The organism is Salipaludibacillus daqingensis (assembly GCF_029891575.1).
Taxonomy (GTDB): domain Bacteria; phylum Bacillota; class Bacilli; order Bacillales; family Salisediminibacteriaceae; genus Salipaludibacillus; species Salipaludibacillus daqingensis.
In genome coordinates, this window is record NZ_JARZHF010000009.1 from 24998 (window position 1) to 50737 (window position 25740).

At 38.1% G+C, this 25740-nt stretch carries 24 protein-coding genes, 1 pseudogene and 1 riboswitch; of the genes and pseudogenes, 11 read left to right on the forward strand and 14 right to left on the reverse strand.

The genetic code is table 11. The features are described from left to right. Positions 1-51: 51 nt before the first annotated feature. From QDN89_RS16750 to pruA, 5 genes are all read right to left on the reverse strand, one after another. Positions 52-291: a hypothetical protein gene (locus QDN89_RS16750; RefSeq protein WP_280771313.1), complete on the reverse strand. Its 240-nt coding sequence runs from the start codon at positions 289-291 to the stop codon at positions 52-54. Positions 292-569: 278 nt separating this feature from the next. Next, the gene (gene rocF / locus QDN89_RS16755; RefSeq protein ID WP_425335421.1) at positions 570-1439 is read right to left on the reverse strand and encodes an arginase; all 870 of its coding nucleotides are present in this window, start codon (positions 1437-1439) and stop codon (positions 570-572) included. 175 nt (positions 1440-1614) lie between these two features. Further along, positions 1615-2520, reverse strand: a complete 906-nt coding sequence (locus QDN89_RS16760) for a proline dehydrogenase family protein (protein ID WP_280771315.1) — start codon at positions 2518-2520, stop codon at positions 1615-1617. A 244-nt stretch (positions 2521-2764) separates the two neighbouring features. After that, positions 2765-3955, reverse strand: coding sequence for an ornithine--oxo-acid transaminase (locus QDN89_RS16765; RefSeq protein WP_280771316.1), 1191 nt, complete (start codon positions 3953-3955; stop codon positions 2765-2767). Between the two features lie 27 nt (positions 3956-3982). Beyond that, positions 3983-5533, reverse strand: a complete 1551-nt coding sequence (pruA, locus tag QDN89_RS16770) for an L-glutamate gamma-semialdehyde dehydrogenase (protein ID WP_280771317.1) — start codon at positions 5531-5533, stop codon at positions 3983-3985. A 232-nt stretch (positions 5534-5765) separates the two neighbouring features. Here pruA and QDN89_RS16775 point away from each other — a divergent pair, with 232 nt between their 5' ends. Next, complete coding sequence (locus QDN89_RS16775) at positions 5766-7172, forward strand: sigma-54 interaction domain-containing protein (protein WP_280771318.1); 1407 nt, start codon at positions 5766-5768, stop codon at positions 7170-7172. Positions 7173-7359: 187 nt separating this feature from the next. Here the strand turns inward: QDN89_RS16775 and QDN89_RS16780 are convergent, their stop codons facing one another. From QDN89_RS16780 to QDN89_RS16790, 3 genes are all read right to left on the reverse strand, one after another. Beyond that, on the reverse strand, positions 7360-8589 hold the full coding sequence (locus QDN89_RS16780; RefSeq protein ID WP_280771319.1) for a hypothetical protein: 1230 nt from the start codon (positions 8587-8589) through the stop codon (positions 7360-7362). Continuing rightward, positions 8586-9134, reverse strand: coding sequence for an RNA polymerase sigma factor SigX (sigX, locus tag QDN89_RS16785; RefSeq protein WP_280771320.1), 549 nt, complete (start codon positions 9132-9134; stop codon positions 8586-8588). The genes QDN89_RS16780 and sigX overlap by 4 nt, the downstream gene beginning before the upstream one ends. Positions 9135-9475: 341 nt before the next feature. Next, positions 9476-10027: a GbsR/MarR family transcriptional regulator gene (locus QDN89_RS16790; RefSeq protein ID WP_280771321.1), complete on the reverse strand. Its 552-nt coding sequence runs from the start codon at positions 10025-10027 to the stop codon at positions 9476-9478. 337 nt (positions 10028-10364) lie between these two features. Here QDN89_RS16790 and QDN89_RS16795 point away from each other — a divergent pair, with 337 nt between their 5' ends. The 7 genes and pseudogenes from QDN89_RS16795 to thiO all read left to right on the forward strand — a co-directional run bounded on the left by QDN89_RS16795 (position 10365) and on the right by thiO (position 16798). Further along, positions 10365-11561: a quaternary amine ABC transporter ATP-binding protein gene (locus QDN89_RS16795; protein ID WP_280771322.1), complete on the forward strand. Its 1197-nt coding sequence runs from the start codon at positions 10365-10367 to the stop codon at positions 11559-11561. Beyond that, positions 11554-12447, forward strand: a complete 894-nt coding sequence (locus tag QDN89_RS16800; RefSeq protein WP_280771323.1) for an ABC transporter permease — start codon at positions 11554-11556, stop codon at positions 12445-12447. Before QDN89_RS16795 ends, QDN89_RS16800 begins: the two co-directional genes overlap by 8 nt. Positions 12448-12513: 66 nt before the next feature. Next, complete coding sequence (locus QDN89_RS16805; protein WP_425335417.1) at positions 12514-13467, forward strand: glycine betaine ABC transporter substrate-binding protein; 954 nt, start codon at positions 12514-12516, stop codon at positions 13465-13467. A 185-nt stretch (positions 13468-13652) separates the two neighbouring features. Beyond that, a riboswitch (TPP riboswitch) is annotated at positions 13653-13761 on the forward strand. 109 nt (positions 13762-13870) lie between these two features. Next, positions 13871-14473: pseudogene (gene thiE, locus QDN89_RS16810) on the forward strand (thiamine phosphate synthase); the annotation flags it as partial. 42 nt (positions 14474-14515) lie between these two features. Further along, the gene (gene thiS, locus QDN89_RS16815) at positions 14516-14701 is read left to right on the forward strand and encodes a sulfur carrier protein ThiS (protein WP_280771522.1); all 186 of its coding nucleotides are present in this window, start codon (positions 14516-14518) and stop codon (positions 14699-14701) included. Positions 14702-14705: 4 nt separating this feature from the next. Further along, entirely contained in the window at positions 14706-15488 is a 783-nt protein-coding gene (locus QDN89_RS16820; protein ID WP_280771324.1) for a thiazole synthase, read from the forward strand. 197 nt (positions 15489-15685) lie between these two features. After that, positions 15686-16798, forward strand: coding sequence for a glycine oxidase ThiO (gene thiO, locus QDN89_RS16825; protein ID WP_280771325.1), 1113 nt, complete (start codon positions 15686-15688; stop codon positions 16796-16798). Between the two features lie 82 nt (positions 16799-16880). Here thiO and QDN89_RS16830 read toward each other — a convergent pair whose 3' ends face one another. Next, positions 16881-18011 carry a DUF4097 family beta strand repeat-containing protein gene (locus QDN89_RS16830; RefSeq protein WP_280771326.1) on the reverse strand — a complete coding sequence of 377 codons (1131 nt, stop codon included), beginning with the start codon at positions 18009-18011 and terminating at the stop codon, positions 16881-16883. A gap of 108 nt (positions 18012-18119) precedes the next feature. After that, complete coding sequence (locus QDN89_RS16835; RefSeq protein ID WP_280771327.1) at positions 18120-18782, reverse strand: hypothetical protein; 663 nt, start codon at positions 18780-18782, stop codon at positions 18120-18122. A gap of 359 nt (positions 18783-19141) precedes the next feature. Here QDN89_RS16835 and QDN89_RS16840 point away from each other — a divergent pair, with 359 nt between their 5' ends. Both QDN89_RS16840 and QDN89_RS16845 read left to right on the forward strand, forming a co-directional pair. Then, positions 19142-19876, forward strand: coding sequence for a GerMN domain-containing protein (locus QDN89_RS16840; protein ID WP_280771328.1), 735 nt, complete (start codon positions 19142-19144; stop codon positions 19874-19876). A gap of 234 nt (positions 19877-20110) precedes the next feature. After that, complete coding sequence (locus QDN89_RS16845) at positions 20111-20671, forward strand: flavin reductase family protein (RefSeq protein ID WP_280771329.1); 561 nt, start codon at positions 20111-20113, stop codon at positions 20669-20671. A gap of 97 nt (positions 20672-20768) precedes the next feature. On the opposite strand, the gene QDN89_RS16850 is transcribed toward QDN89_RS16845, so the two are convergent. The 3 genes from QDN89_RS16850 to QDN89_RS16860 all read right to left on the reverse strand — a co-directional run bounded on the left by QDN89_RS16850 (position 20769) and on the right by QDN89_RS16860 (position 24065). Further along, the gene (locus QDN89_RS16850) at positions 20769-22910 is read right to left on the reverse strand and encodes a heavy metal translocating P-type ATPase (RefSeq protein ID WP_280771330.1); all 2142 of its coding nucleotides are present in this window, start codon (positions 22908-22910) and stop codon (positions 20769-20771) included. Next, the gene (locus QDN89_RS16855) at positions 22888-23253 is read right to left on the reverse strand and encodes an ArsR/SmtB family transcription factor (RefSeq protein WP_280771331.1); all 366 of its coding nucleotides are present in this window, start codon (positions 23251-23253) and stop codon (positions 22888-22890) included. Before QDN89_RS16855 ends, QDN89_RS16850 begins: the two co-directional genes overlap by 23 nt. Positions 23254-23444: 191 nt before the next feature. After that, entirely contained in the window at positions 23445-24065 is a 621-nt protein-coding gene (locus QDN89_RS16860) for a hypothetical protein (RefSeq protein WP_280771332.1), read from the reverse strand. Between the two features lie 151 nt (positions 24066-24216). Here QDN89_RS16860 and QDN89_RS16865 point away from each other — a divergent pair, with 151 nt between their 5' ends. After that, positions 24217-25119, forward strand: coding sequence for a DUF2628 domain-containing protein (locus QDN89_RS16865; protein ID WP_280771333.1), 903 nt, complete (start codon positions 24217-24219; stop codon positions 25117-25119). Positions 25120-25156: 37 nt separating this feature from the next. Here QDN89_RS16865 and csaA read toward each other — a convergent pair whose 3' ends face one another. After that, entirely contained in the window at positions 25157-25489 is a 333-nt protein-coding gene (gene csaA / locus QDN89_RS16870) for a chaperone CsaA (RefSeq protein ID WP_280771334.1), read from the reverse strand. Between the last annotated feature and the right edge of the window lie 251 nt (positions 25490-25740).

Below are 25740 nucleotides of genomic sequence, written 5' to 3' on the forward strand. Positions count from 1 at the left end.
CCATTCAGGAGTCCTGAATGGTTTTAAATACGTCTACTATTATTATCGTTGTTATACCTTCTCTACAACATATGCTTTTTTCTCATGGAAATACTTTTCTCCGTGATCTGAAGAGTGTTCAAAAAACCCATCAAATTCATGGATAACTTTATATTCTCTGTTAGGGTCAGAGAAAATTTGTGAATCGTTGGAAGATAGTAAGACCACATCTGTTGATGATACAAAACTATCTAGATCCTTAGCAAGATAATGCTGACCTTGCTTCAAGTTGTTTAGTCCTGGTTTTGACATGTTATCATCCTCCTCAGAGCTCGTATTTCCCGATTAGAAGAATCATAAACTTATACTAAGAACGATTTATAATGAATAATGACATTTCAGCCCAACTAATTCAACAGGTTCGATGAGATGGACTCCACCCTCTTCTTGCTTCTCAAACTCTCTAATCTGCTAGTTTTCCGCATAACTTCTGCGCAATTAAAATAAACCATTCAAGGAAAATACTTGAATGGCTTATTTCTCGCTATTAAGCTATGCGTTTATTATTTCAGCAAGAATCGATCTAAAATTTATAGTAGTTTTTCTCCAAACAACGATCCCACTAACCCTACAGCTGCTTCTGCTGTTTTGTTTTTTGTATCTAAGATAGGGTTTACTTCTACAAATTCTGCAGAGGTAATGATACCTTTTTCAGCTAACATTTCCATTGCTAAATGCGTTTCTCGATAGCTCGGTCCACCGATAACCGGTGTTCCTACCCCTGGTGCATCGATTGGGTCTAAAGCATCCAAATCTAAGCTTAAATGAACGCCATCTGTGTTTTTCGAGACATATTCAATCGCCTCTTCCATCACTTTACTCATACCCATTCGATCTATTTCATGCATCGTATAGACTTTGATACCTTTTTCTTTAATAAGTTTACGCTCGCCTTCATCCAATGAGCGAGCACCGATGATAACAATATTTTCTGGCTTAATTTTCGGGGCGTACCCTCCGATTTCCGTTAAACTTGGATGTCCTATTCCAAGACTAACCGAAAGGGGCATCCCGTGAATGTTTCCTGATGGTGAAGTGTCACCTGTATTTAAATCCCCGTGGGCATCGTACCAAATCACACCAAGGTTATCATTCTTGTCCGCAACCCCTGCTAAGGTTCCGATTGCAATACTGTGATCTCCACCTAAAACTAACGGGAAGCTACCTTCGCTTAACACATCTGTTATAGCGCTTGCTAAAATTTGATTTCCTTCAACAACAACTTCTAAATCTTTTAAATTATCTTCATTTTTTACATCGAGCTCTGACGGTCGTCCGATTTTGATATCTCCACGATCTTCTACATCAAAACCGATATTTTTTAGACGCTCGACTATTCCGGCATAGCGAATCACACTTGGGCCCATATCAACACCTCGTCTTGTTTGACCAAGGTCCATTGGCACCCCTATTATAGAAATTTTATTATTCAATTATTCCACCCCTACTTTTTTCAATCACTAGTACTATCATTCTATCTATCTCGAATAAACGACGAGCTCATACAATTGTACACTACATTTTTATACTAGAACGGGTTTATAAGGTTTTTAATCCAAAAGCTGCTATCAATAATTAATTAGATTGTAATCCCCTTAAGGCAAATGCAATATTTTGGGGACGTTCAGCAAGGCGTCTCATATAGAAACCAAACCAGTCATTTCCAAATGGAATATACACTCTCATTTTATATCCTTCTTTTGCAATTTCTGCTTGGAGTTCATTTCTGAAACCGTATAGCATTTGAAATTCAAACTGAGTTTTTGGGATATGATGTTCTTTTGCAAACGCCTTCACTTCATCAATGATCTGATGGTCATGAGTTGCAACTGCTGCGTAACTACCATTTAACATGTGTGTTTTTATAATATTCAAATAATTACGATCGACTTCTTCTTTCTTTTGATAAGCAACGTCAGGAGATTCCTTGTAAGCACCTTTAATTAATCTTAGATTGACTCCCTTTAGTTGCCGGGTGTCTTTCTCCGCACGATATAAGTACCCTTGAATTGCCGTACCTACGTTGTCAAAGCGCTGCCTTAACTCATGTAAAAGTTCCAACGTTGCATCTAGATGAGAGTAGTCTTCCATATCAATTCTCACAAAATTGTTATGTTTTTCTGCCGTTTCTAAAATCCTCATCATATTATCACGACAAAGGTTTCGATCTACATCTAATCCAAGCTGAGTTAGTTTAAGAGATAAATTACAGTCCACTTCAGCTTCAGCGATGGCTTCCAAGGTTCTAATACAATAATCAGCAGATTCAATAGCTTCTTCACGACTATAAACAAACTCTCCTAAATGATCTACCGTTCCACTAAGTCCCTGCTCATTTAACCTTCGAACGGTTTCCATTGCCTCATCAATTGTTTCTCCTGCAATCATTGATTTAACACCTAGTTTAGGTCCCCATTTACTTGCTTTAGATTTTACAAATTTATTTTGGGATAAAAACAGGAAGAAATTTCTTGTAATCATCTCCACTCAACCCCTTTCTTTTTCATGAAGCAGCTTTCGGACCTGATACGTCCCCCAACGTAGCAACTCGACACCTGTTCATACGAGAAGCGAAATGCACGCTTATTTTGAAATCAATTTAAAAGATAGATAGAAAAGGTAAAAAAGAGGGAGCCTCTTCGTTAGAAACGAGGCCTCCTCCGACACCTAAAATTTTTACTCAATATCGCAATCCACTAAATTTCAGTACTAAAGTGTACGGTCTTTAAGATAAAACACTTTTAATTTGTTCGATTGCCCAATCTAAATCTTCTTGAGAAATGACAAGTGGAGGAGCAAAGCGAATCACATTTTGATGAGTCTCCTTGCATAATAAACCTCGCTCCTTTAATCTTTCACAATAAGGTCTAGCTGCTTCTGTTAGTTCTAGTCCAATGAACAATCCTCTTCCTCTAACTTCTTTGATCTTCGGATTATTAATTGTTTTTAATTCATTTGATAAGTGTTGACCCATTTTCAACGAACGTTCGACGAGGTTCTCTTCTTCAATGACATTTAATGCTGCAATGGAGACTGCGCAAGCCAAAGGATTTCCGCCAAATGTAGACCCGTGAGATCCTGGTTCGAACACACCTAAAATATCTTCGTTTGCACAAACAACAGAGATTGGCATCACACCACCACCTAGTGCTTTCCCGAGGATATACATATCAGGTTCAACATTTTCCCAATCACAAGCAAACATTCTTCCTGAACGTGCAAGACCACATTGGATTTCATCAGCCACATAGAGGACGTTGTTTTCTTTACAAACATCATATGCTCCTTTTAAGAAACCTTCAGGTGGCAAGTTAATCCCTGCTTCACCTTGAATAGGTTCAAATAAAAATGCCGCAGTATTAGGCGTGATTGCTTCCTTTAACGCTTCAATATCTCCATAAGGAATGACTTTAATTCCTGGTAACATTGGTCCAAAATCCTTTTTATATGCTTCGTTAGAAGATAAAGAGACGGCTGTCATTGTTCTGCCATGAAAGTTTTCTTCACAAACAATGATCTCCGCTTTATTTTCTTCGACTCCCTTTACACGATACGCCCAGCGACGGACAGCTTTTACAGCTGTCTCCACCGCTTCGGCACCCGTATTCATTGGAAGAACCATGTCTTTATTAGTCAACTTTGAAACCTTTTCATAAAATGGACCTAGTTGGTCATTATGAAAAGCGCGCGACGTTAATGTAATTCTGTCCGCTTGATTTTTCAAAGCTTCAATTATTTTAGGATGACGATGTCCTTGATTCACTGCTGAATAAGCACTTAGCATATCAATGTACTTATTTCCTTCAGGATCTTCCACCCATGCTCCATCAGCCTTTGCAATGACAATTGGTAATGGATGATAGTTTCTTGCACCATATTTTTCTGTTACATCAATTATTTCTGCTGTTTTAGTCATGCAAACTCTCCCTTCAAATAAAACGAATTAATACATATCTGACGTTGTTTTTGCTTGGAGGAAATTAAGCAAATAGTCTGGTCCACCAGCTTTAGAATCCGTCCCTGACATGTTGAATCCTCCGAAAGGATGATAACCAACAATTGCTGCTGTACAACCTCGGTTAAAGTAAAGATTACCCACGTGGAAATCTTGACGAGCTTGTTCGATGTGTTCACGATTGTTAGAAATTACCGCCCCTGTTAAACCGTACTCCGTATTGTTTGCAATATCGATCAGTTCATCGAAGTCTTTTGCTTTCGCAAATGCAACAACAGGTCCGAAGATTTCCTCTTGCATGATGCGAGCTTTTGGATCGACGTCAGCAATAACAGTTGGATGAATAAAGTATCCTTCTGAATCGTCTCCTGTTCCACCAGCCATTAATTTCCCTTCTTTTTTACCAATCTCAATATAATCTAGTACTTTATCAAAGGCTTCTTGGTCATTTACAGGACCCATGAATTTAGAGTTGTCTTTGTACGTTGGACCAACGGTTAATTCTTTTGTTTTGGCCACGACATTGGCAAGAACTTCATCGTATACATCTTCATGAATCACCGCACGAGAACATGCAGAACACTTTTGTCCTGAAAAACCGAAAGCGGAATAAACGATCGTTTCCGCAGCTAATTCAAGATCCGCATCATTGTCGACGATCATCGTGTCTTTACCACCCATTTCAGCAATCATTCGCTTCATCCAAATCTGTCCTTCTTGGACTTTGGCTGCTCTCTCTGCGATATGAAGGCCAACTTTCTTTGAACCAGTGAAATTGATAAAACGAGTTCTTGGGTGATCTACTAAATAGTCTCCCATATCTGCACTACTTCCAGGAATGTAGTTTACTACCCCTTTTGGTAGACCCGCTTCTAGTAATACTTCCATAAACTTATATGCGACAACCGGTGTTGTCTTCGCTGGCTTTAAAAGAATTGTATTTCCTGCAACCATCGGTCCAACTGTTGTACCGGCCATGATTGCAAAAGCAAAGTTCCATGGGGAGATTGTTACACCCACGCCTAAAGGAATATAGTCAAAACGATTATGCTCACCGTCTCTTGAATTAATTTCAACACCATTTTTTAAACGAAGGATTTGTCTTGCATAATACTCCAAGAAATCAATCGCTTCTGCTGTATCTGCATCCGCCTCTTTCCAAGGCTTTCCTGCTTCATATGTGAGCCAAGCAGAAAATTCATGTTTTCTTCGACGAATCATCGCAGATGCACGGAATAAAATATTCGCACGTGCAGCAGGGTCCCACTTTCTCCATGTTTTAAAGGCTTCATCAGCAGCTTGCATTGCTTGTTCAGCTAACTCCTGACTACACTTGGATACGTACCCGACAATTTCACTTCTGTTACCTGGATTTTCGGATACTGTTTTATCTTCTGTGAAAACTTTTTCACCATTAATAATGAGAGGGTACTCTTGTCCTAATTGCCCCTTCACATAATCCAATGCATCTTGATACTCTTTACGGTTCTCTTCCACCGTAAAATCAGTAAACGGTTCATGTCTGTAAGGTACTACCATGGATTGATCCACTCCTTTAAAATCTTTTGTATTTTTTAAATTTTTCTACATTTAAGTATAGTTGCAATTTTCATGCCAAAACAAAACCTCTGCAATGTAAGCCTTTTCACTGATGTAAATAGCAAAATAATTTTGCACAGAAAAATATTTTTGCGCTATTATGCAAAAATTATTTGCAGTGAGATGTTTTTTATTAGTAAACTGTAAGGAGTTAGAGAGGAGTGAAAGAGTTTTGACAAATACAGCAAGCATCCCTCATTTACCAATTGTGTATCGTCAACTTCTTGACGCCATTGATGTTGGTATTCACGTTATCAATGATGAAGGGGAGTCTATTATATATAACCGAAAGATGTCCGAAATTGAAGACATGGATCGAAAAGACGTCCTACATAAAAATATCATGGATATCTTTCTTTTTAACTCAGAAGACGAAAGCCGTCTCCTTCAAGCACTTAGCAAAGGTTACGCACACCGGCATGCGAAACAAACGTACTTCAATTACAAAGGGCAAGAAATTACAACTGTTAATGATACATTCCCTCTTTCCCATGATGGCAAACGAATCGGAGCTGTAGAGATTGCAAAAGATATTACAAAACTTGAACGTTTGACGAGAGAAAATGCTTGGGATAAAAAAGATGCCAGGTTCACGTTTGATCAAATTATTGGTGATACCTTTGCCATTCAAGAGGTCATTGAGAACGCGAAAAGAGCAACTAGAACCTCTTCTTCCGTGCTTATTTATGGTGAAACAGGTACAGGAAAAGAGCTATTCGCCCAAAGCATTCATAATGGAAGTGAACGAGCATCCAAACCATTTATTAGTCAGAACTGTGCGGCTCTTCCCGATTCTCTTATTGAAGGAATCTTATTTGGTTCTGTTAAAGGCGCATTCACTGGAGCAACCGATCATCCCGGTTTATTTGAACAAGCTGATGGTGGAACACTCATGCTAGACGAAATAAATTCACTCAGTACATCCCTTCAAGCAAAGTTATTGAGAGCACTTCAAGAGAAGTCGATTCGACGAATAGGAGATATTAAAAATCGGTCTGTCGATGTTCGCATTATTGCAACAGTTAATGAAGACCCTATTGTGTCATTACAAAAAAATCATCTAAGAGAAGACTTATACTATAGATTAAGTGTAGTGTCTGTTCTTGTTCCGCCTCTTCGACAACGAAAAGAAGACATTCCTATTTTAGTTGATCATTTTATCGATAAATACAACCATCGTTTCCAACTAAATGTTCCAGGAATAACTGCAGAGGTAGAAAAACTTTTTCAGAAATATGAATGGCCAGGAAATGTTCGCGAACTAGAACATATGGTTGAAGGTGCGATGAATTTAATTTATGATGATGAAAAAATTGATTATAGTCATTTACCTGTCCATGTAAGAACCAAGTTCCACCCTTATGCAGGGCAGACTCATAGCCAAGACGCTACCCCCGACTTAAACCTAACGCCAACGAAAGCTCTTCAAGCGCATTTAGACGAAACAGAAAAGCGGTATATTGAACAAATGCTTCAACATGAAAGAGGCAACGTAACGAAAGCAGCCACAAAACTCGGTCTAAGTAGACAAAGTTTACAATATCGAATGAAAAAACTGAATATCGACAATCGGAAATAGTTTGATACTTGAGTTTTTATCGCTTTTTTCTACAATTTTATTTCCAAGGAAATGACACGATTTTTTAGGTAGACCTTCTTGCGAGTATTTTCAGGATAAAACGATGAAAAAGGCTGCCCATTCATTTTGACGATGAGGAGCAGCCTTTTGATTTGATGACTATGGTGTTTCAAAAAAGATTTTCACGTCACTCCGCTAAATCCACTTCGACCACTTCACCAGTTTCTTCATTAATTATTTGCAAATTATCTAAAGTAAACGGGCTAGCCGTTAACTTCAATGCATGAAAAAATGTTTCCAATTGTTCTTCTTCGTTTTGAATTTCTTCATTTTCTGATACTGTGTAATAAACCTCAGCAGTTGTCCCAGGTAACCTCACCTCAGAAACATCAACAAAAGATGGGATGGCTGATTCATACCAATCACTTGATACTTCTGTTTCCGCCATTTTTGCTACTGTCTCTGCATAATTAAGCGGATCGCCAGACTCACTAGCCATTTCTTCTTCGGCCATCCGAGCACTAATAAGGTAAGAGTCTTGTTCGTCAGAAATCACATAATATCCTCTGTTATTCGTGGCAAGAGGAAGAGATGTCACTTCACCTTGTTGACCAAATATAATTCCAGTTTCTCCACCAGACTCAAATGCTACCTCAGCAAAACCGTATAACGTGAGCACTTCTTGAAAAACTTGGTTCAATTGCTCGTGTTCAGAACTCGTTAAGGACTCCAAACTACTTGCACTTGAAAAATGAAGTTCAACAAGACTTTCTGCTGTTTTCACACTGTCTAAATCACTCAGGTATTGTCCTGAAGTCGGATCACTTTGTTGAAGGGATGTCATAAGAATCTCTTCAAGAGACTGTTCATCTTCACTGCTTTGTTTTTCAATGACAATAAAGTTATCACCTGTATTATTACTATCCAATACGTAGGAATTTGCTATATAAATGACTTGATTTAACTGACTAGGTTCCGGACTAACTTGTTCCTCGTCGTTTTCATCATTGGCTATTTCCGTGTTTTCATCATCTTCACTTCCACCATCATTCATGTCATTATCGCTTCCATCTAGCGATGACTCGGACTCAGGTTCAGCAGATTCATCTGCGGCATTTTCTTCAACATCGGCAGTATTCATTACACTATTTTGATCTGCATCATTAGTAGAAAACTGTTGGTCTCCATTAAAAAATGGAGGAATGATAAGCACCATCAAAAAGATAGCGGCTGCCGCAGCCATAGCAGGTAAAATCCACGGACGCTTGGCTTTTGGTGAAAACCTCGATGGAATCTCTTTTTTCGACCTCGACTCAATAGCTTGGAAAAGGTCATCTTTTGATTGCTTATCTTTCATAGGAGGAAGCTTTGTTAACGTTTCTTCAATCTTAGAATCATTCCATTTTTCATTACTCATTTGCTTACCTCCTCTTGCATAAAGCCTGTTGTTCCTTCTTCTAAATGTTTCTTCAGTGACTTAATTGCTCGATGTTGTGTCGTTTTAACTTTACTTTCTGTCCACCCTAAAACATCCGCTGTCTCAGAAATAGAGAGTGACTGTACATACCGAAGAAGAACAACTTGTTGCTGATCTTCACTACATTTTTCGAGCATTTTATACACTTGCTGAACTTCTTCCTTTTGAATGACAATTTCCTCCGGTAGAGGATTTTTGTCTTCAACTTGGAATTCTTTTTCGCTCCATTCATACTCTTTTCCTTCTGCTTTTCTTTTTTTTCGCGTTTGTTTGCGAATCCAATCGATAGCTACATGTTTAGCGACGGAATATAACCACGTTTTTTCACTACTTCTTCCTTCAAACGTATTAAATGAATCGAGAACTTTTATATATACTTCCTGAACTAGTTCTTCCGCGACTTCACGGCTTCGAACTAAGTAAAACAAATACTGAAATAATTGATGGTGGTAAGTGTTATATAATCGTTCAAACTCCTCCCTCACATTAGTCCCTCCCTAGCTAACTTATTTGACGTCGTTTTAGTGAACACGTTACAGAAAAAACAATATTTTCTCGAAAGGCTCCATCTATTGCAGAAACACCCATACCCAATATCCTCCTGCTCCGATAAACCCAATTACAAGTAAAAGTATAGCTAACTGCCAATTTTTTAATTTCATGTTAAAACACCTTTCTCGAAACGTTAGTTATCATCTATCGTTTTCTACTTATTTCTATATAAATGGCGTAATCTTTTTTAAGTATACCAAAAAAGCCATCCATCTGATTATGATGGATGGAAGAATATTATATCTAATTGCTAGTATTTGCTTTGTCGTTTTATTTAATGTTTTTTAGGTACAATATCAAAAATTTCGCCCGTATCAAAAAGTGCAACAACTTCATTCAACCATTCGTAATATGCCTCTGCTTTTGTTAATTTTTCCATATCGCGATCAACTTTCTCTTTAATGCTCTCATCATTAGACTCATTGTACAACTCTTTCATCATTTTTTTTGAGTCTTTAATGGCGCTCATATTTAGTTCCGTAGCGTTTCGCCATCTTGTAATAAATACATTTGAAAATGATTTGTACCAATCATCCTCCGTTTTATATAAGTCTTTTCGAATCCCTTTTTCCCAAACTCGCTCCACCATATTTGCTTCTGATAGAGCTCTGATTCCAGTACTCATACTTGTTTTACTCATCCCAAGAGATTGACTCATCTCATCTAATGTCATTGGAGTTTCCGCGAAAAAAACCGTGCCATACAAACGGCCAACAGATGAGGAAATATTATATAAATGAATATTCTTTGCTATTTCACTAATAAATTTATTACGAGCTTCTTCTAACCTCAACAAATCTTCTTCACTCTCTCTTTGGCTACTCATAGGTCGCCTCCTTCACTTAAAGAAGTACTTAGTAAAATATTAACAGAAGACTATAAATAAAAGAAAGGTACGTGTTCGATACTATTTAAGAGGAATATGGATTAAATAAACGTTATGCCAATGTAATCTTTGTACAGTTTTTCCTGTACAAACTTTTCGTACAAAACGATAATATTATCCTGTTTGAAAATTAATAGTTAAAGAGTTATAGTTGATAAGGTCGAATAAATGACAAAAAAGTCGCAGACAATAAAAATGTTGTCATACGAATTGTTTATTTTTGTTGAAAAAAGGGTATGTAATATACCTACTTAAAAAAAGATCGAGGTGGCTAGAAGTGGCTAAAATTAAAGTTGAGGGCCTTACAAAGATTTTCGGTAAAAAGCCGAGTCAAGGCATGAAGCTCTTGAAGGAAGGTAAGTCGAAAGACGAGATTTTAGCAGAAACTGGTTTGACTGTTGGAGTCAATCAAGCATCTTTTGAAGTTGATGATGCTGAAGTTTTTGTTATCATGGGTCTTTCAGGCAGTGGTAAATCGACGCTCGTCCGTTTATTAAATCGGTTGATTGAACCAACTGACGGAAAAGTATGGATTGACAACGAAGACCTAGCTCAAATGGACGAAAAACAATTACGGAAAGTTAGAAGAGAAAAAATGAGTATGGTCTTTCAAAAATTTGGACTATTCCCGTTTCGAACAATCCTATCTAATGTGGAGTACGGCTTAGAAGTCCAAGGGATCGACGAAAAAAAACGGCACGAAAAGGCTATGGAATCACTAGAGCTTGTCGGATTAAAGGGATACGAACACCAATACCCTGATCAACTTTCAGGTGGGATGCAACAACGTGTCGGGTTGGCTCGAGCATTAGCAAACGATCCAAGTGTTCTATTAATGGATGAAGCATTCTCCGCACTTGATCCACTAATTAGAAAAGACATGCAAGATGAACTACTTGATCTACAAGAAAAAATGCAAAAAACGATTATTTTTATTACACATGATTTAGATGAAGCCCTCCGAATTGGAGACCGAATCACGATCATGAAAGACGGAGCTATCGTACAGATTGGAACACCAGAAGAAATACTTACAAACCCAGCAGATGATTATGTGGAAAGATTCGTGGAAGACGTAGATCGTTCCAAAGTATTCACTGCTGAAAATATTATGGTAAGGCCGGCAACTGTAACCTTAGAAAAGGATGGTCCACGTGTGGCTCTCCAACGAATGAAGGACGAAAAAATTTCAAGTGTATTCGTTGTTAAACGAAATAAAGAATTAGTTGGAATCGTTCATGCCGATGAGGTTTCTAAAGCGGTAAAAGAAAATGCTAAAGACTTAGGACCACTCGTGCATGCTGATGTACCAACAGTTGAATTGGAAACTCCAATGCATGATTTATTTCACGCTATTTCAACATCGCCTGTGCCGCTTGCGGTCATTGATAAAGATCGTCGTTTAAAAGGAATTATTATTCGTAGTACAGTTCTGTCTGCTTTATCTGGAAACGAGGTGACTGATAATGGCTGAATGGTGGGAATCGATTTATAACTGGTTTGATGGATTATTAAATTTTATGCCAAGAATTCCTTTAGGTTCATGGGTTGAAAGTTTTGTTGAATGGCTCAAAAATGCACAATTTGTTTTTGATGGTATTAGATCCGTCATTGCCTTTATCACAACAGATGTCTTTTTAAGTTTTTTCCAACTTATACCACCCATTATATTTATATTAGCTTTAACAGGAATTGCTTATGCTATTGTTAAAAAACAAGGTTCATACGGTTTACCTATTTTGGTATTTTTCGGTTTATTATTAATTGAAAGTGTCGACTATTGGGATGACCTGTTGTTAACCTTGTCACTTGTTCTTACAGCAACATTAATTTCGATCATTATTGGTGTTCCATTAGGAATATGGATGGCTAGAAACAACACCGTTCAAAGAATTGTTACACCAATTCTCGATTTCATGCAGACAATGCCTGCATTCGTATATTTAATACCTGCAGTTGCATTTTTCAGTATCGGTATTGTACCTGGTGTTGTAGCATCCGTTATCTTTGCGATGCCTCCTACGGTTCGTTTAACAAATCTTGGTATTCGACAAGTACCAACTGAACTCATTGAAGCATCAGAGGCGTTTGGTTCTACAGCAAAACAGAAACTTTATAAAGTCCAACTCCCAATGGCTAAAGTAACAATTATGGCGGGGATAAACCAAACGATTATGCTTGCACTATCCATGGTTGTTATTGCTGCAATGATCGGTACGGACGGTATTGGTCGCCAAGTTTATTATGCCGTTGGTCGTAATGATATTGCGATGGGATTTGAAGCAGGTATTTGTCTTGTTATATTAGCGATAATTTTAGATCGACTAACTCAAGCTTTAAACCCTGCAAGTAAACATTAATAACATTCGGTTTTCTCCCTTTTTTCAAAAGGGTAACTATAAAAAAGAAACAAGGAGAGGGTCAGATTGAAACTTAATAAAGTAGGAATGATCGCCGGTTTATCACTTGGTCTTATTGCTGCTGGTTGTGGTGGAGAAGATAACAATAATGAAGATAATACCGCAAACACAGGTAATAACAACAATGGTAATGTAGAGAACAACGAAGGCAATAATGACGCTGCTGGCGCTGATGTTGGCGAAGAACTTGACTATACTATCACAGGTATTGATGCAGGTGCTGGAATTATGTCAGCTGCCGAAGAAGCTCTCGAAGTATACGGGCTAGAAGATTGGACTGTTCAAGCAAGTTCTGATGCTGCTATGACACAAGCTCTTGGCGACGCATATGGAAATGAAGAGCCAATCATTGTTACAGGTTGGACTCCTCACTGGAAGTTTGCTGCGTATGACCTTAAATACCTAGAAGATCCAGAAGGTGTTTTTGGTGAATCAGAAGACATTAAAACATTCGCTCGCGAAGGGTTAGAAGAAGATCACCCAGAAGCATACGCTGTCCTTGAAAACTTCTACTGGGGAGAAGAGGATATGGGTACAATCATGATGGAAGTAAATGAAGGTGCTGACGAAAGAGAAGCAGCACGTGATTGGATCGACAACAATGAAGATGTTGTGAGCGAGTGGACAGAAGGCCTTGACGCTGTTGATGGCGAAGAAATTGAATTGGTTTTTGTTGCATGGGATTCTGAAATTGCATCAACCAATATGATCGGTCTTGTTCTTGAAGACTTAGGTTATGACGTTACATTAACACCACTTGAAGCAACCTACATGTTCCAAGCTGTTGCTGATGGCGAAGCTGATGGAATGGTTGCTGCTTGGTTACCATTAACTCATGATCACTTGCTTGAAGACTTTGGTGATTCAATGGTTGACCTTGGTGTAAACCTTGAAGGCGCTCGTACTGGACTTGTTGTTCCTGAATACATGGACATCGATTCTATCGAAGATCTACAATAGTATTAAAATTGTTAACTTAAGCTGTCCAGAAGGTTTCCGCCTTCTGGACAGCTTTTTTCGTTAGCAAATCCAGATTCTCAATAATGAGGTTCCATTACTAAACGATAAATATTTCTAACATGTCCTCCCCCTTTCTATTTTCTTTTATATCATTTACAATGTGTTTATGATCATAACTTAATAAGATTCAAGACTAGGGGTGTTTATGAAGATAAACTGAGAAAAAGGACTTATCCTTTTACCCTCGAACCTGATCTGGTTTATACCAGCGTAGGGAAGTCGACGCAATAAATAAATTATTGTAGCCGTATTCCATTTACTCTGGATACGGCTTTTGTTGTTGAATAGAAGTCTTTATCAGAAAGGCTTCAATTTGCACCATTAGCAGAGGAGGAATTTAGAAATGAAAGCCTTTTATTTATACGCCATTACAGGAGAAGAATTTCATCCAGGAAAAGACGTCGTCGAAGTTATGAAACAAGCGATTCTCGGAGGAGCGGACATCATTCAACTCCGAGATAAAACAAGCTCCAAGCAAGAAGTTTTAAGAAAGGCAATAGCTCTTAGAGAACTTACTCGCAAATATGATGTGCCTTTTATTGTTAATGATCATATCGATATCGCTATGGAAGTAGACGCCGATGGAATCCATCTGGGGCAAGATGATCTTTCCTTAGAAGAGGCACGAAAACTAATCGGTCCTAATAAAGTCATTGGGATTTCCACCCATCATATTTCAGAAGCTCGTGCCGCTGAAAAAGGAGGAGCAGATTATATTGGCATTGGACCAATTTTTCCAACGAAAAGTAAAAAGGATGTCGTCGCGCCAGTCACAACCGACTATATCAAACAAGTCGCTGCTGAAATATCGATTCCTTTTGTCGCCATCGGCGGTATCAAAATGCATAATGTTGATGACGTGCTCGACGCTGGTGCTACAAGTGTTTGTATGATAAGTGAAATTGTCGGTGCAGAAGACATTCAAGACGTTTGTTCTCGTTTTCGTGAAAAGCTTACAACCAAAACCAAAAACACTATTGGCTTAATTATTAATGGTCAACAGCATGATATTGATGTACAAAATGTTAATGAAGTAGTATCGCACTTTGGGTTAAAACCAAATTTAATTATTGCTGAAGTAGACGGTAACATTGTCGATCGCGATAAATGGTCAGAGACCGATTTACAAAATGGATCGAAAATAGAACTTGTTGAATTTATCGCAGGAGGGTGATTGTATGAACAGAAAGAAATTAGTGATTGGTGGAAAAGAATTATCATCTCGTTTTTTCCTAGGGACGGGACGTTATCCAAATCCATACGTTCAAAACGAAGCGATACGTGTTTCCGAAACAGACGTATTAACGTTTGCCATAAGGAGAGCAAACCTTGAATCTCCTGGTGAAGACGCTATACTTCAACACTTAGATCCTCATTCTTCCTATACGTATTTGCCGAACACATCTGGCGCCAAAACAGCAGAGGAAGCTGTGAGAATTGCAAGGTTAGCACGAGCATCTGGACTGAGTGATTGGGTTAAAGTAGAGATAAGCGCTAATGAAAAAACTCTTCTTCCCGATCCGATTGAAACACTAAAAGCTACGGAAATTCTTGCGGCAGAAGGTTTTACTGTGCTCCCTTATACGTCCGATGACCCTATTTTGTGTAAACGACTGGAGCAAGCTGGTGCTGCAGCCGTTATGCCTGGTGGATCTCCAATTGGAACTGGTCTAGGAATCTTAAATCCTTACAATTTATCATTGATTATTGAGGAGGCAGAAGTTCCAATAATCGTCGATGCTGGATTAGGTTCAACGATGGATGTCACACAAGCGATGGAGCTAGGGGCAGATGGTGTTCTGATGAACACACCTGTAGCAAAAGCAAAAGACCCTGTTAAAATGGCACTTGCCATGAAACTTGCAATTGAAGCGGGACGTTTGTCTTATGAAGCAGGAAGAATTCCTAAAAAAAGATATGCGACAGCGTCTAGTGGATTGCCCTCGTCTCTATCTTACTGAGACATTTGATCTCCTTCTCCCACTAGGGGCATTAGTTAGTTGGTGAGTGTCCAGTTGCACGGATATTCGGGACACTCCAACTGGCGATATTCTTACAGTATCTCGAATCTCCAAGTTACATAAATCACACGCAAATTTATTCTCGCAGTTTACCAAAAAAGACTATTTGTCGGTTTTAATATGAGGGGGCATATCAAATGAAGGAACATATATTGATTCTTGGTGGAGGTGTGATCGGCCTATCTACCGCTTTTTCGTTAAGTCGTCGCGGATATAACGTGACGATTCTCGAAAAAAATTCTTGCGGTGGGCAAGCATCTGGTGCTGCCGCTGGAATGCTTGCACCATTTTCTGAGATTAGTGAAGATCCTGATCCTTTTTTTAAGTTTTGCTTAGATAGTTTGCGTATGTTTAGAGAATGGCAAGATGAAATTAAAAAAATATCAAAATCTGACTTTGAATACACGGAAAGTGGAAGTATTCATGCCGTTTATCATGAATCAGACATCCTTTCTCTTGAATCAAGGATTGCATGGCAAAAAAATTTTGGCTCAGAAGCTGAAATTATCGATGGAGACCGATTAAAAAGTCTTGAACCTAATATATCTGATGAGGTAGTTGCCGCCATTTATTCAAAAGAAGAAAGCCACGTTTTTGCTCCTGATTATGTCAAAGCATTGAAGGTCGCTTGCGAAAAAAATGGGGTGACTATTTATGAGAATTTAGAAGATGTTCATATAAAAAGTTGGCAACAGGAACTTGTTGTTCAAACAACTCATGGCCAATCGTTCACAGCAGATCGACTTGTTATCTGTTCAGGAGCTTGGACTCAACAATTGGAATCTATTTTTAATATAAAAATTCCCGTTTTTCCGATACGAGGACAGATTTGTGCCTATGAATTAGACAATGAAAAAGTCAATCATATTGTGACTACTAGCCAGGGATACCTCGTTCCAAAATCAAATGGGACTTTAGTTAACGGAGCATCAGAAGACATTGCTGGTTTTTCTACAAATGTTACGGAAAAAGGAATTTCTCGACTCATTCATTGGAATAAACACATCCTTCCTTTTTTGAAAACAAAGCAACCATATCATACATGGGCAGGACTCCGTCCGGCTACGCAAGATGGTTTTCCCTTACTGGGTTCTCTGGAAGAGTCACCTCACATTATTTTTGCAACAGGACATTACCGAAATGGAATACTACTTAGTCCTCGAACAGGCGAAGCCGTTGCAGATTTAATCTCTGGAACACCATTAGATCTTTATACAAAAGGTGCCTTTCACCCTGAAAGATTTTCATAACAAACACTTGTACTATATAAACTTGCGCGAAAGGTTAATAATAAGAGAATGGAGAGTATTCTCCATCCTCTTCCTGTCTTCGTTATTGTATAAACGAGACTCGAATAGAACCATTGGTTCCTTTTGCTTCCATTTTATATGTTCCTGCATTATGCGTAGCAGAACCTTCGTTGTTCATTTTCAAGAAATTATCCTCATCTTCTCGGACCCAATCCAAGTCTCCATCTACGCTTCCGTTCGTCGTTTTCCCTTGAAAAAACACGTCACTATCTTGTGGGATTCTAAGTGTTACATTTCCGTTTGTTGTTTCTAGATCCCAATCACCATTGACTTGGTTACTTTCCACTTCCACTGCTCCATTCGTCGTTTTTAAAGAAACATCACTCGCCAAGTTCGTCGCTGATACCCGACCATTTGTTGTTATAGCCTCCACCTCACCAGCGATATCACGAAGAGAAACAATTCCATTCGTATTGCGCACATCCACATTACCTTCAACACTTTCGATCGTCACTCGACCATTTGTCGTTTTCACATCAACATCTTCATCCACATTTAATACGTCAACAGAGCCATTTGTAATTTTCACGTCTACTAAACGATCCCTTGGAATCGAAATAACAAACTCAACATTGACATTATTACTCCAAAAAAACCATGACGAGTCCGTTCGTTCCACTATATATTGAAACTCATTTCCTTTCGTTTCGACTTTTCGAGATTTATTAAACAGTTTTTCTACTTCTGATTCACTGTTTTTATTTGCTTTAACCGTTCCGGATAATGATACTTGTTCTTCATCCGTTCCTTCAATTCTTAAACGAGCGTTTGGCATATCAAAGTGAATTTCGTCCACTTCATTACTGAGATCATAACTTTCCTCTATTGGAACACTAACTCCGCTATCCTCCCAATCCATAAAGGAGAATCCATAAATAATATTCGTTCCACTTTGCTGTAAGTTTTGCATGCTAGCGCTAACAACGATCGTCATAATTAAAATGACCATCGCTCCTTTATCAAACTGAAAGGATTCTCCCGGCTCTTTCGAACGATAATAAAAGATCATTTCTATAACAATACCAACAAAGATGATTGGCCATATAAATCCAAATATACCTGTAAAACTAAAACTACTCCATTGTTGCACTAAAAAAATGCCTCCGACCAACAGCAGCAATAACCCTAACGTTTTTCGCCCAATCTTGCTCATCATCTTCTCCTCCTCTTTCTCTTCTCTTTCATTTTAAACTGGACGTGATAAGAATAGAACGACCTACAGTTATATCTTCTGTAAGACTTGAGGCTTAGGTTGTCTATGTTAGTGATGAAAGAAAGTATCTTTCTTCTGCTTAATCTTCTCACTCCAATTTTCAACAAACTTTAACGATCCGATCAGACTAAATAAATAACTAAGAACAACCCCATGCATAATAACACCGAAAATGGTTAACAAAGTGATAATAACGGTTCCAGTTGTCGTTTGCGGATCAATCGTTGAATATCCAAAAAAGACAAGAGAGGCAAGGCCACCGATAAACGCATCAAAATAACTTTCTAGTCGAGGTTCGAGCACATATAAAGGAATAATACTTATAAACAATACGAGAAAAACCCCTGGAATAATATAAGAAAATCTTTGTTGTTGAATTTTTTTTATGACAGGTTTTGTATAGTATTTCGTAATCACTTTTAACCTCATAAAATGAAGAATCCTAGCTATTCTAGCCATTTGAAAAATAGCATCTAATGGAATCACTGCAATTACAATAAAAGGATTACTTTTTATAAACTGCCACTTATTATTTGCATGATAAATTCTAATGATAAAATCAACAAAAAATATCGACCATGTACCCCAAATAATCACGGAATCATATTGCGTTTGGTACCAAATCGTTGCTACAGCAACAAAAGCTAATATGACCATGGCTCCCTCATATATTAGTTCGGCCAAATTTTTGTTCTCCATTTCTTTAGCCATCTTCATCCTCCAACATCGTATCTAACGTAACTTACCTTTATTATACTATGATTCTCACATGTAAATTAAAATTTCGACTAGACTTTTGTCAAATTAATTGGTCCTTTCATACATTTTTTACTTCATTGGCTCTAGACAGGTTGTTTTCTCTTCTAAAATAGGTTTATAGTTAAAAAGCACCCGATTTTCAGTAGATGCAAGACATACTTCCATCTACATACGAGACATTGAAGCAGGATGCATATCGGTTAACTCCTCTTAGAAAGTATGAAAAATGGGGCCGTTTTTCATATAGGTGAAACCTTTTATTCACTTCAGCGACTATATGAGTGAAACTATTAGAGAAGGAAGGGATTTAGATGAAAAAAACAAAAGGATTGCTACTTAGTTTAGCTACTATCCTCGTTTTATCCGCCTGTGGGCAATCTAATAACGAAGAACTAGAGAATAATAACGAAGGTGCAGCAAATGCTGAGACAAGTGAAGAAATGAATGAAAATGAGGAAGAAAATAACAGTAATGAAAACATTGAGGCAAATGAGAACGAAGACAATGGCAACAACAATGCACTAGAGAACAATAATAACAATAATAATGATGAGGAACAAAATGAAGAAGCGAATGAAGAAGTCAATAATGAACAAAACAATGCCAATGAAGAAGAAGTTGCAATGATTGACTCCGTTACTCTTTACTTCTCTGATGACCAATTGCTTCAAAATTACCGCGTAAACTCGGAGGTGTCGGTAACTTCTGATGAAGCTGGTGGAATGGAAGCAATGGAACTTTGGGCTGCCGGTCCAACTCAAGACGGGTTGTATCCGTTATTACCTGAAGGAGCATCCGTTGATTTTGTTGAATTCCATGATAATATCGCTCATGTTTCTTTCTCATCAGATATTAACGAAGCAAACCTTGGTTCAAGTGGTGAATTGATGCTTACAGAGCAGATCGCTTTGATGATGGAACAATTCGGCTATAACCAAACACAAATCTTGATTGATGGAGATGAAGTGGACGAATTTCTTGGCCATATGGATTTATCTGAACCAATTGAAGCTGGAAACCCAGAAGACTATGAGTGGATGGAGTAGTTCTCTATCATGAACGAAGATTCATCAGGCTGTTGAGAGAAAGTCTCAACAGCCTTTTTTATATAAATTTTTAAGGCTGTTTAAAAAATATCACTTCTTAAGATAGCTTTATTCTTATGCAAATTAATCTCATTAGTCTTAAAAAAGGTCAACGAACTCTGAAAGAAAAGTGCATATTACCAGTTTGTCTATTATAATAATAGGGGATTCACTATTTATAGGAGGAATGTATCTATGCTTGAAAGTACATCTAAAACAGTTCTGCATTGTTATCCTGGTTTAGTCGCTCTTATTACTGCCAAAAGTGGTGACAAACAAAATATTATGGCTGCTGGGTGGCACTCATATATCTCTTATGATCCCCCAATTTATGGCGTTGCTGTAGCTAAAGAACGATTTACTCATCATTTAATTGAAGAAAGTAAAAAATTTGCAATTAACTTTGTACCGGCTGAATATGCTCATTTCATTGAACTATCAGGGAAAAAAACCGGCGTAGATGGCGATAAATTTGAAAGGATGTTTGCCAAGTGGAAAGAAGGCGAAGTAACTGGTGCCCCTATCCTTCAAAGCGCTTATGTTGCCTACGAATGTGAAGTTATTGATACGAATACATACGGTGACCATGATTGGCTTGTTGGTAAAATAACACGATTCCATCAAGATAAAGAAAAATTTGGTCAAGATGGGTTGCCTGACTTTAACAAACTTCAGTTACCTCTATTCCTTGGTCAATCTAAATATCTAATTGCTGATAATGCTACGACATTGAAAGAAATTGACTTAGGTAAATAAGAGAAAGCCCTCATCCCTTTTTTGAAGAGATGGGGGCTTTCTATAGGTGAATGACCGATAAATTCTTTTTTGCACATAAAAGTTATTTAAGAATGATCTATTGTTTATTCTTCTTCCCTTTAATTAATCGAAGGCTGTTAAACGTCACAAGAAGTGTCGCCCCCATATCTGCAATGATTGCAATCCATAACGTCAATAACCCAAAAGGGACAAGAATTAACGCTAGAGCTTTTAACCCAAGAGCGAAGGCAATATTCTGTTTGATAATCGTTAAAGACTTGCGACTAAGCTCGATTAAGTAAGGCAACTTATGAAGTTCATCTCCCATGAGAACAACATCCGCCGTTTCAAGGGCTGTATCTGTACCTGCCCCTCCCATGGCAATCCCTAAATGAGCGCGTGCCAAGGCAGGTGCATCATTCATCCCATCGCCTACCATAGCTACTCGTTGCCCGCTTTTTTTGAATTGCTCAATTTTTTCGAGCTTTTGTTTCGGAAGAAGTTCTGATTCTACTCTTGTTACACCAGCTTCATGACCAATAGCTTCGGCTGTGTAACGTTGGTCCCCTGTTAGCATAACGACCTCATTTATGCCTAAATTCATTAGCTCGCTAATGGCACCTTTCGCTTCCGGACGAACTTCATCTCTTAAAGCGATCAAACCTAATAATTCCACTTCATTCCCAACAATAACTACGGTCTTCCCTTGCTTCTGTAATTCATTTACATGACGTTGATCTGTTTCAGAAAAAATAAATGGAAACTCTTTTCTCACATATGAAGGACTCGCGACAAAAAAACGTTGTTCATGAAATATGCCAGCCATCCCTTTCCCTGTTAATGACGTCACATCTGTAAATGGGATTTCTTGTTTATCAAATCCATTTGTAACTGCATAGTCTACTAACGTTTTTGCTAAAGGATGTGTCGAGTATTTTTCTAATCCATATACGAACTGAAACAATACTTCTTCCTCACTATTTGATTTTGTTTTCACATCCGTAACCGTTAAGACACCTCTTGTTAACGTTCCTGTTTTATCAAAGGCGAGCGTTTTTATACGTCCCGCTTCTTCTAAATGCACACCGCCCTTAATCAAAATCCCGTGTTTCGCACTGTTTCCGATAGCTGTCACAATCGCAACGGGGGTAGAGATAACTAAGGCACACGGACAACCAACAACAAGCGTTGCTAGACCAAGATAAATCCACTGTTCCCAAGGTGCCCCCATAAGTAATGGAGGACCGATCATGACAAAGAAAGCTAATAGCATGATAGCAGGTGTATAGTATGCAGCAAAACGATCAATAAACTGCTGAGCTGGTGCCTTCTCTGCCTGAGCTTCTTCTACAAGATGAATAATTGTAGCAAGTGTTGTATCTTGGACGTGTTTTGTCACTCTTATAGAAAGAAGCCCTTCTTCATTAAGTGTCCCTGCGAACACATCGTCTGATAAATTTTTAGTAATTGGAACACTTTCTCCTGTAATCGCAGCTTGATTTACAGAAGATGATCCACTAATGACCTCACCGTCTAATGGTATTTTTTCACCAGGTCGTATAAAGATGGTTTCTCCAATTTCGACTTCTTCCACAGGCACCGTTTTCTCCACTCCATCACGGTAAACAGACGCCTGTTTCGGACCTGTTTCAACAAGGGAGCGAATGGAGCGACGTGCTCTATCCATCGAAAAAGATTCAAGTGCTTCACTGATAGCAAAGAGAACAACGACTAATGCCCCTTCTCCCCATTCCCCAATGATCGCAGCTCCAATGATGGCAATCGTCATTAGTGTTTTCATATCGAATATGAGTTGAGATAAATTCTTTAACCCTTGCCAGAACATCGAATATCCGCCGATTAACATAGCTACTAAAAATAAACTAACTGTCAACAGGTGACCATCACCATAAAAAAGGTGACCTAACCAACCTGCAGTAACGAATATGAATGAAATAATAACTTGTATCCACTTCCACTGTTTCCAAAAAGGTTGTTTGTCTTCTGATTCTGCATTCTCTGAACGTACTTTTAAGTTTTCAAAAGAACCAGCTTTTTCAATTTCATCAATGGAGACGTCTCCATCTATCGTTATTTTTTCAGCTGTGAAGTTCACTTTAGCATTCGTTACTCCTGGTAAATCGTTCACATTCCGCTCGAACCGAGCAGCGCAGTTACTTCAGGTAAACCCCTCAATATGAAAAACCTTTTCCTGATTACTCATAATCTTTTTCCTCATACTGATGTTCAAAGGCTATCGTAATTAATTCTTTCACATGATGATCGTCAAGATGATAGAATGCGAGTTTTCCCTCTTTTCTATATTGGGCCAAGCCTTGTTTTTTAAGTGTTCGTAAATGGTGAGAAGCGGTCGCTGTTGACGATCCAATCACATTGGCAACATCGCACACGCATAATTCCCTTTCTAAAGTAAGAGCATAAGCTATTTTCAGTCTTGTTGGATCCGCTAAAACTTTGAAAATCATCGTCGTATCTTTTATCATATTATCGTTTATTTGTTCCTTTACCGATGTTACTTTCTTCTCGTCGAAACAAAACACATCACACGTATCTTTGCTCATAACAATCCCTCCTCTACAAATACAAATCATTCAAATGTCTGTTTGAATAAAGTATAACTCTTATGCGTAAGATATTCAAACAATTGTTTGAATGACACTTTATTGAGGTGACTTCTGAAAATATCTAACCTCCCTCTCTCATCTTAAAGCACAAAAAACTGAGGTTATTCCACCCCAGTTTAAACGCTTCGTTAATGGAAGATCATTAATTCTAATAATTCGACAAACTTGGCCTCACTATCTATTTGAGCTTCATTTCCTATATATAAATCATAGTAAGCCCCATTTAGTCGCCAATTTGCTCGCCACTCATTTTCTTGTCTCAATATTAAAACTACCTCACCAGAAACATCCCACTGTTCTGTTTCATCGTACTCCGAAATCATATTTAAAAAACCATTGGAACTTATTTTTAAGTCAGCAAAATGATCGTAGTATGAGTGATAGAAATGTTGTCGATGTGTGGACTCATTAAATGCTTGTACCTCATTATATTCTTCTAATACATCATCTGGAACTTCGTTAGCGTCGGCTCTGCGACCAAATGTAAAATGATATCGATATGGGGTTTTCGAGTACTCATGATTTTCAGGGTTCTCTTCGTCTCGATATGCTAGTTGTACATTAGATGAAACCGAAGTCACATCCCACTCGTTCGGATAATCAAATCCTCCATGACGAAATTTATCGCTAATAAAATGATAAGGAAATACCTCTTCCTGCCCTTCATCTCCTTGATCATTTGATATACAGGCTGGTAGTAGAAGGCCTATCATTACCGTGATCAATAATAACCCTACTCTGTTATTCATCCACCCACCCCCTTGTCTAGATGGTGCTATTTTATCAAATAATTGATGAGACTATTTTATTGATCTTATGATTCACTAACACCCTTCATCGTTTCTCTGTTTCGTTTTTAATGATAAAATACAAGAATGACTAGGTAAAGGAGCATTAATCATGAGTTCACAAAAAATACATCCATCATCGATTCATTTATCAAGTCAAAACCCTACTGTTCAACTCATCGTCGAAGAAAACCTCAGTTACTATAGTAATAAATGGGAGAAACATCCGAACCCATCAACCTACAGTGGTTGGAATTGGGCTGCTTTTTTCTTCACGCCAGCATGGCTTGCTTATCGACATATGTATACTTGGACATTTCTATTTTTTCTTCTCTATTTATTAGGTATTATCATTGTGGCCTTTTTGCCTGCGCTCGTTCATTTCACTATTCTACCAGAGCCAGCGGTAGGGATTTGGAAACTCACTTATCCTTTTCTCATTAATGTTTTTTTTGGACTAAAAGGAAATGCCTTTTATACGAAACGAGTCATCATGATAGCACAGCAAAAAAAAGGAATCGATACAAGACCAACTGCTCCCTTGTTTAATAAAACTGGTCGATCTTGGATTAGTGCCATCGTTAGTCCAGCAGTGATTTGGATACTACTTATCTTTCCATACCAGAGTGTAGAAGCATGGACATTCCATCCATCTCTCCCTCCTGGGGTTTATATTTTTTCGGATAGCGAACCGACTCCTCAGGGCATATTCGATGTAAAACAACCATTTGTTTTTGAAAAATATGATGCTAGAATTAATTTTCTTTACTACGGTGACGAACCTGTAGGTGATCGCTCTTTCAATGTCAAACTGTATTATAAAGAAGATGAGAATGATGAATGGATGATAGAACGTGAACGATCCTATCGTTTTTTTTCATCCGATCGTGTAGCATTAGATTTGATAGACGCAGAAGATCCTGCTGCAAAAGTTGGAGAATATCGACTGGAAATTTATTTAGATGATCAACTGAAGTCCACGGAAGAATTTATTATCGTTCCTCCGAATATGTAAAAGGCAGGGGGATGTTAAACAAACCCCTGTCTTTTTATTAGCTTATTTTCGTACCATTTGGAACCTGATCATCTACGTTCAGTAAAACAACATCTCCTTTTTCTGGAACCCCTCCCATAACAAGAACTTCACTAGTATATCCTGCTATTTTCATTGGCGGAAAATTTATTACCGCCGCTACTTGCCGACCAATAAGGTCTTCGGGTGCATAACGCTTCGTAATTTGAGCGCTTGACTGTTTGACCCCAACTTCTTCCCCAAAGTCGACTTTTAATTTAATCGCTGGTACTCTTGCTTCCTGAAAAGCCTCTGCCTCTTTTACAGTCCCAATTCTCATATCAATTTGCTGAAAGTCTTCCATTTTCGCCACTACGCCACCCCATTTTTATCATCTATTATCTGTCATTGTACCTATTTTTAGTTTTAATGTACATTACGTACTTTTTCTAATCAGATCTTAGAAGAGGAAGTCACAAAAGAAGTTTTTTTCGATGAGCATAAATAGATGAGCTAACCATAGAATAATCGTGACGAATTTTCAACATTCTCCATCGATTAGTTTCATTCTATAGACAAAAGGGGAAAACATATTTATCATAACAACTAGTCTATTCGTCGGTT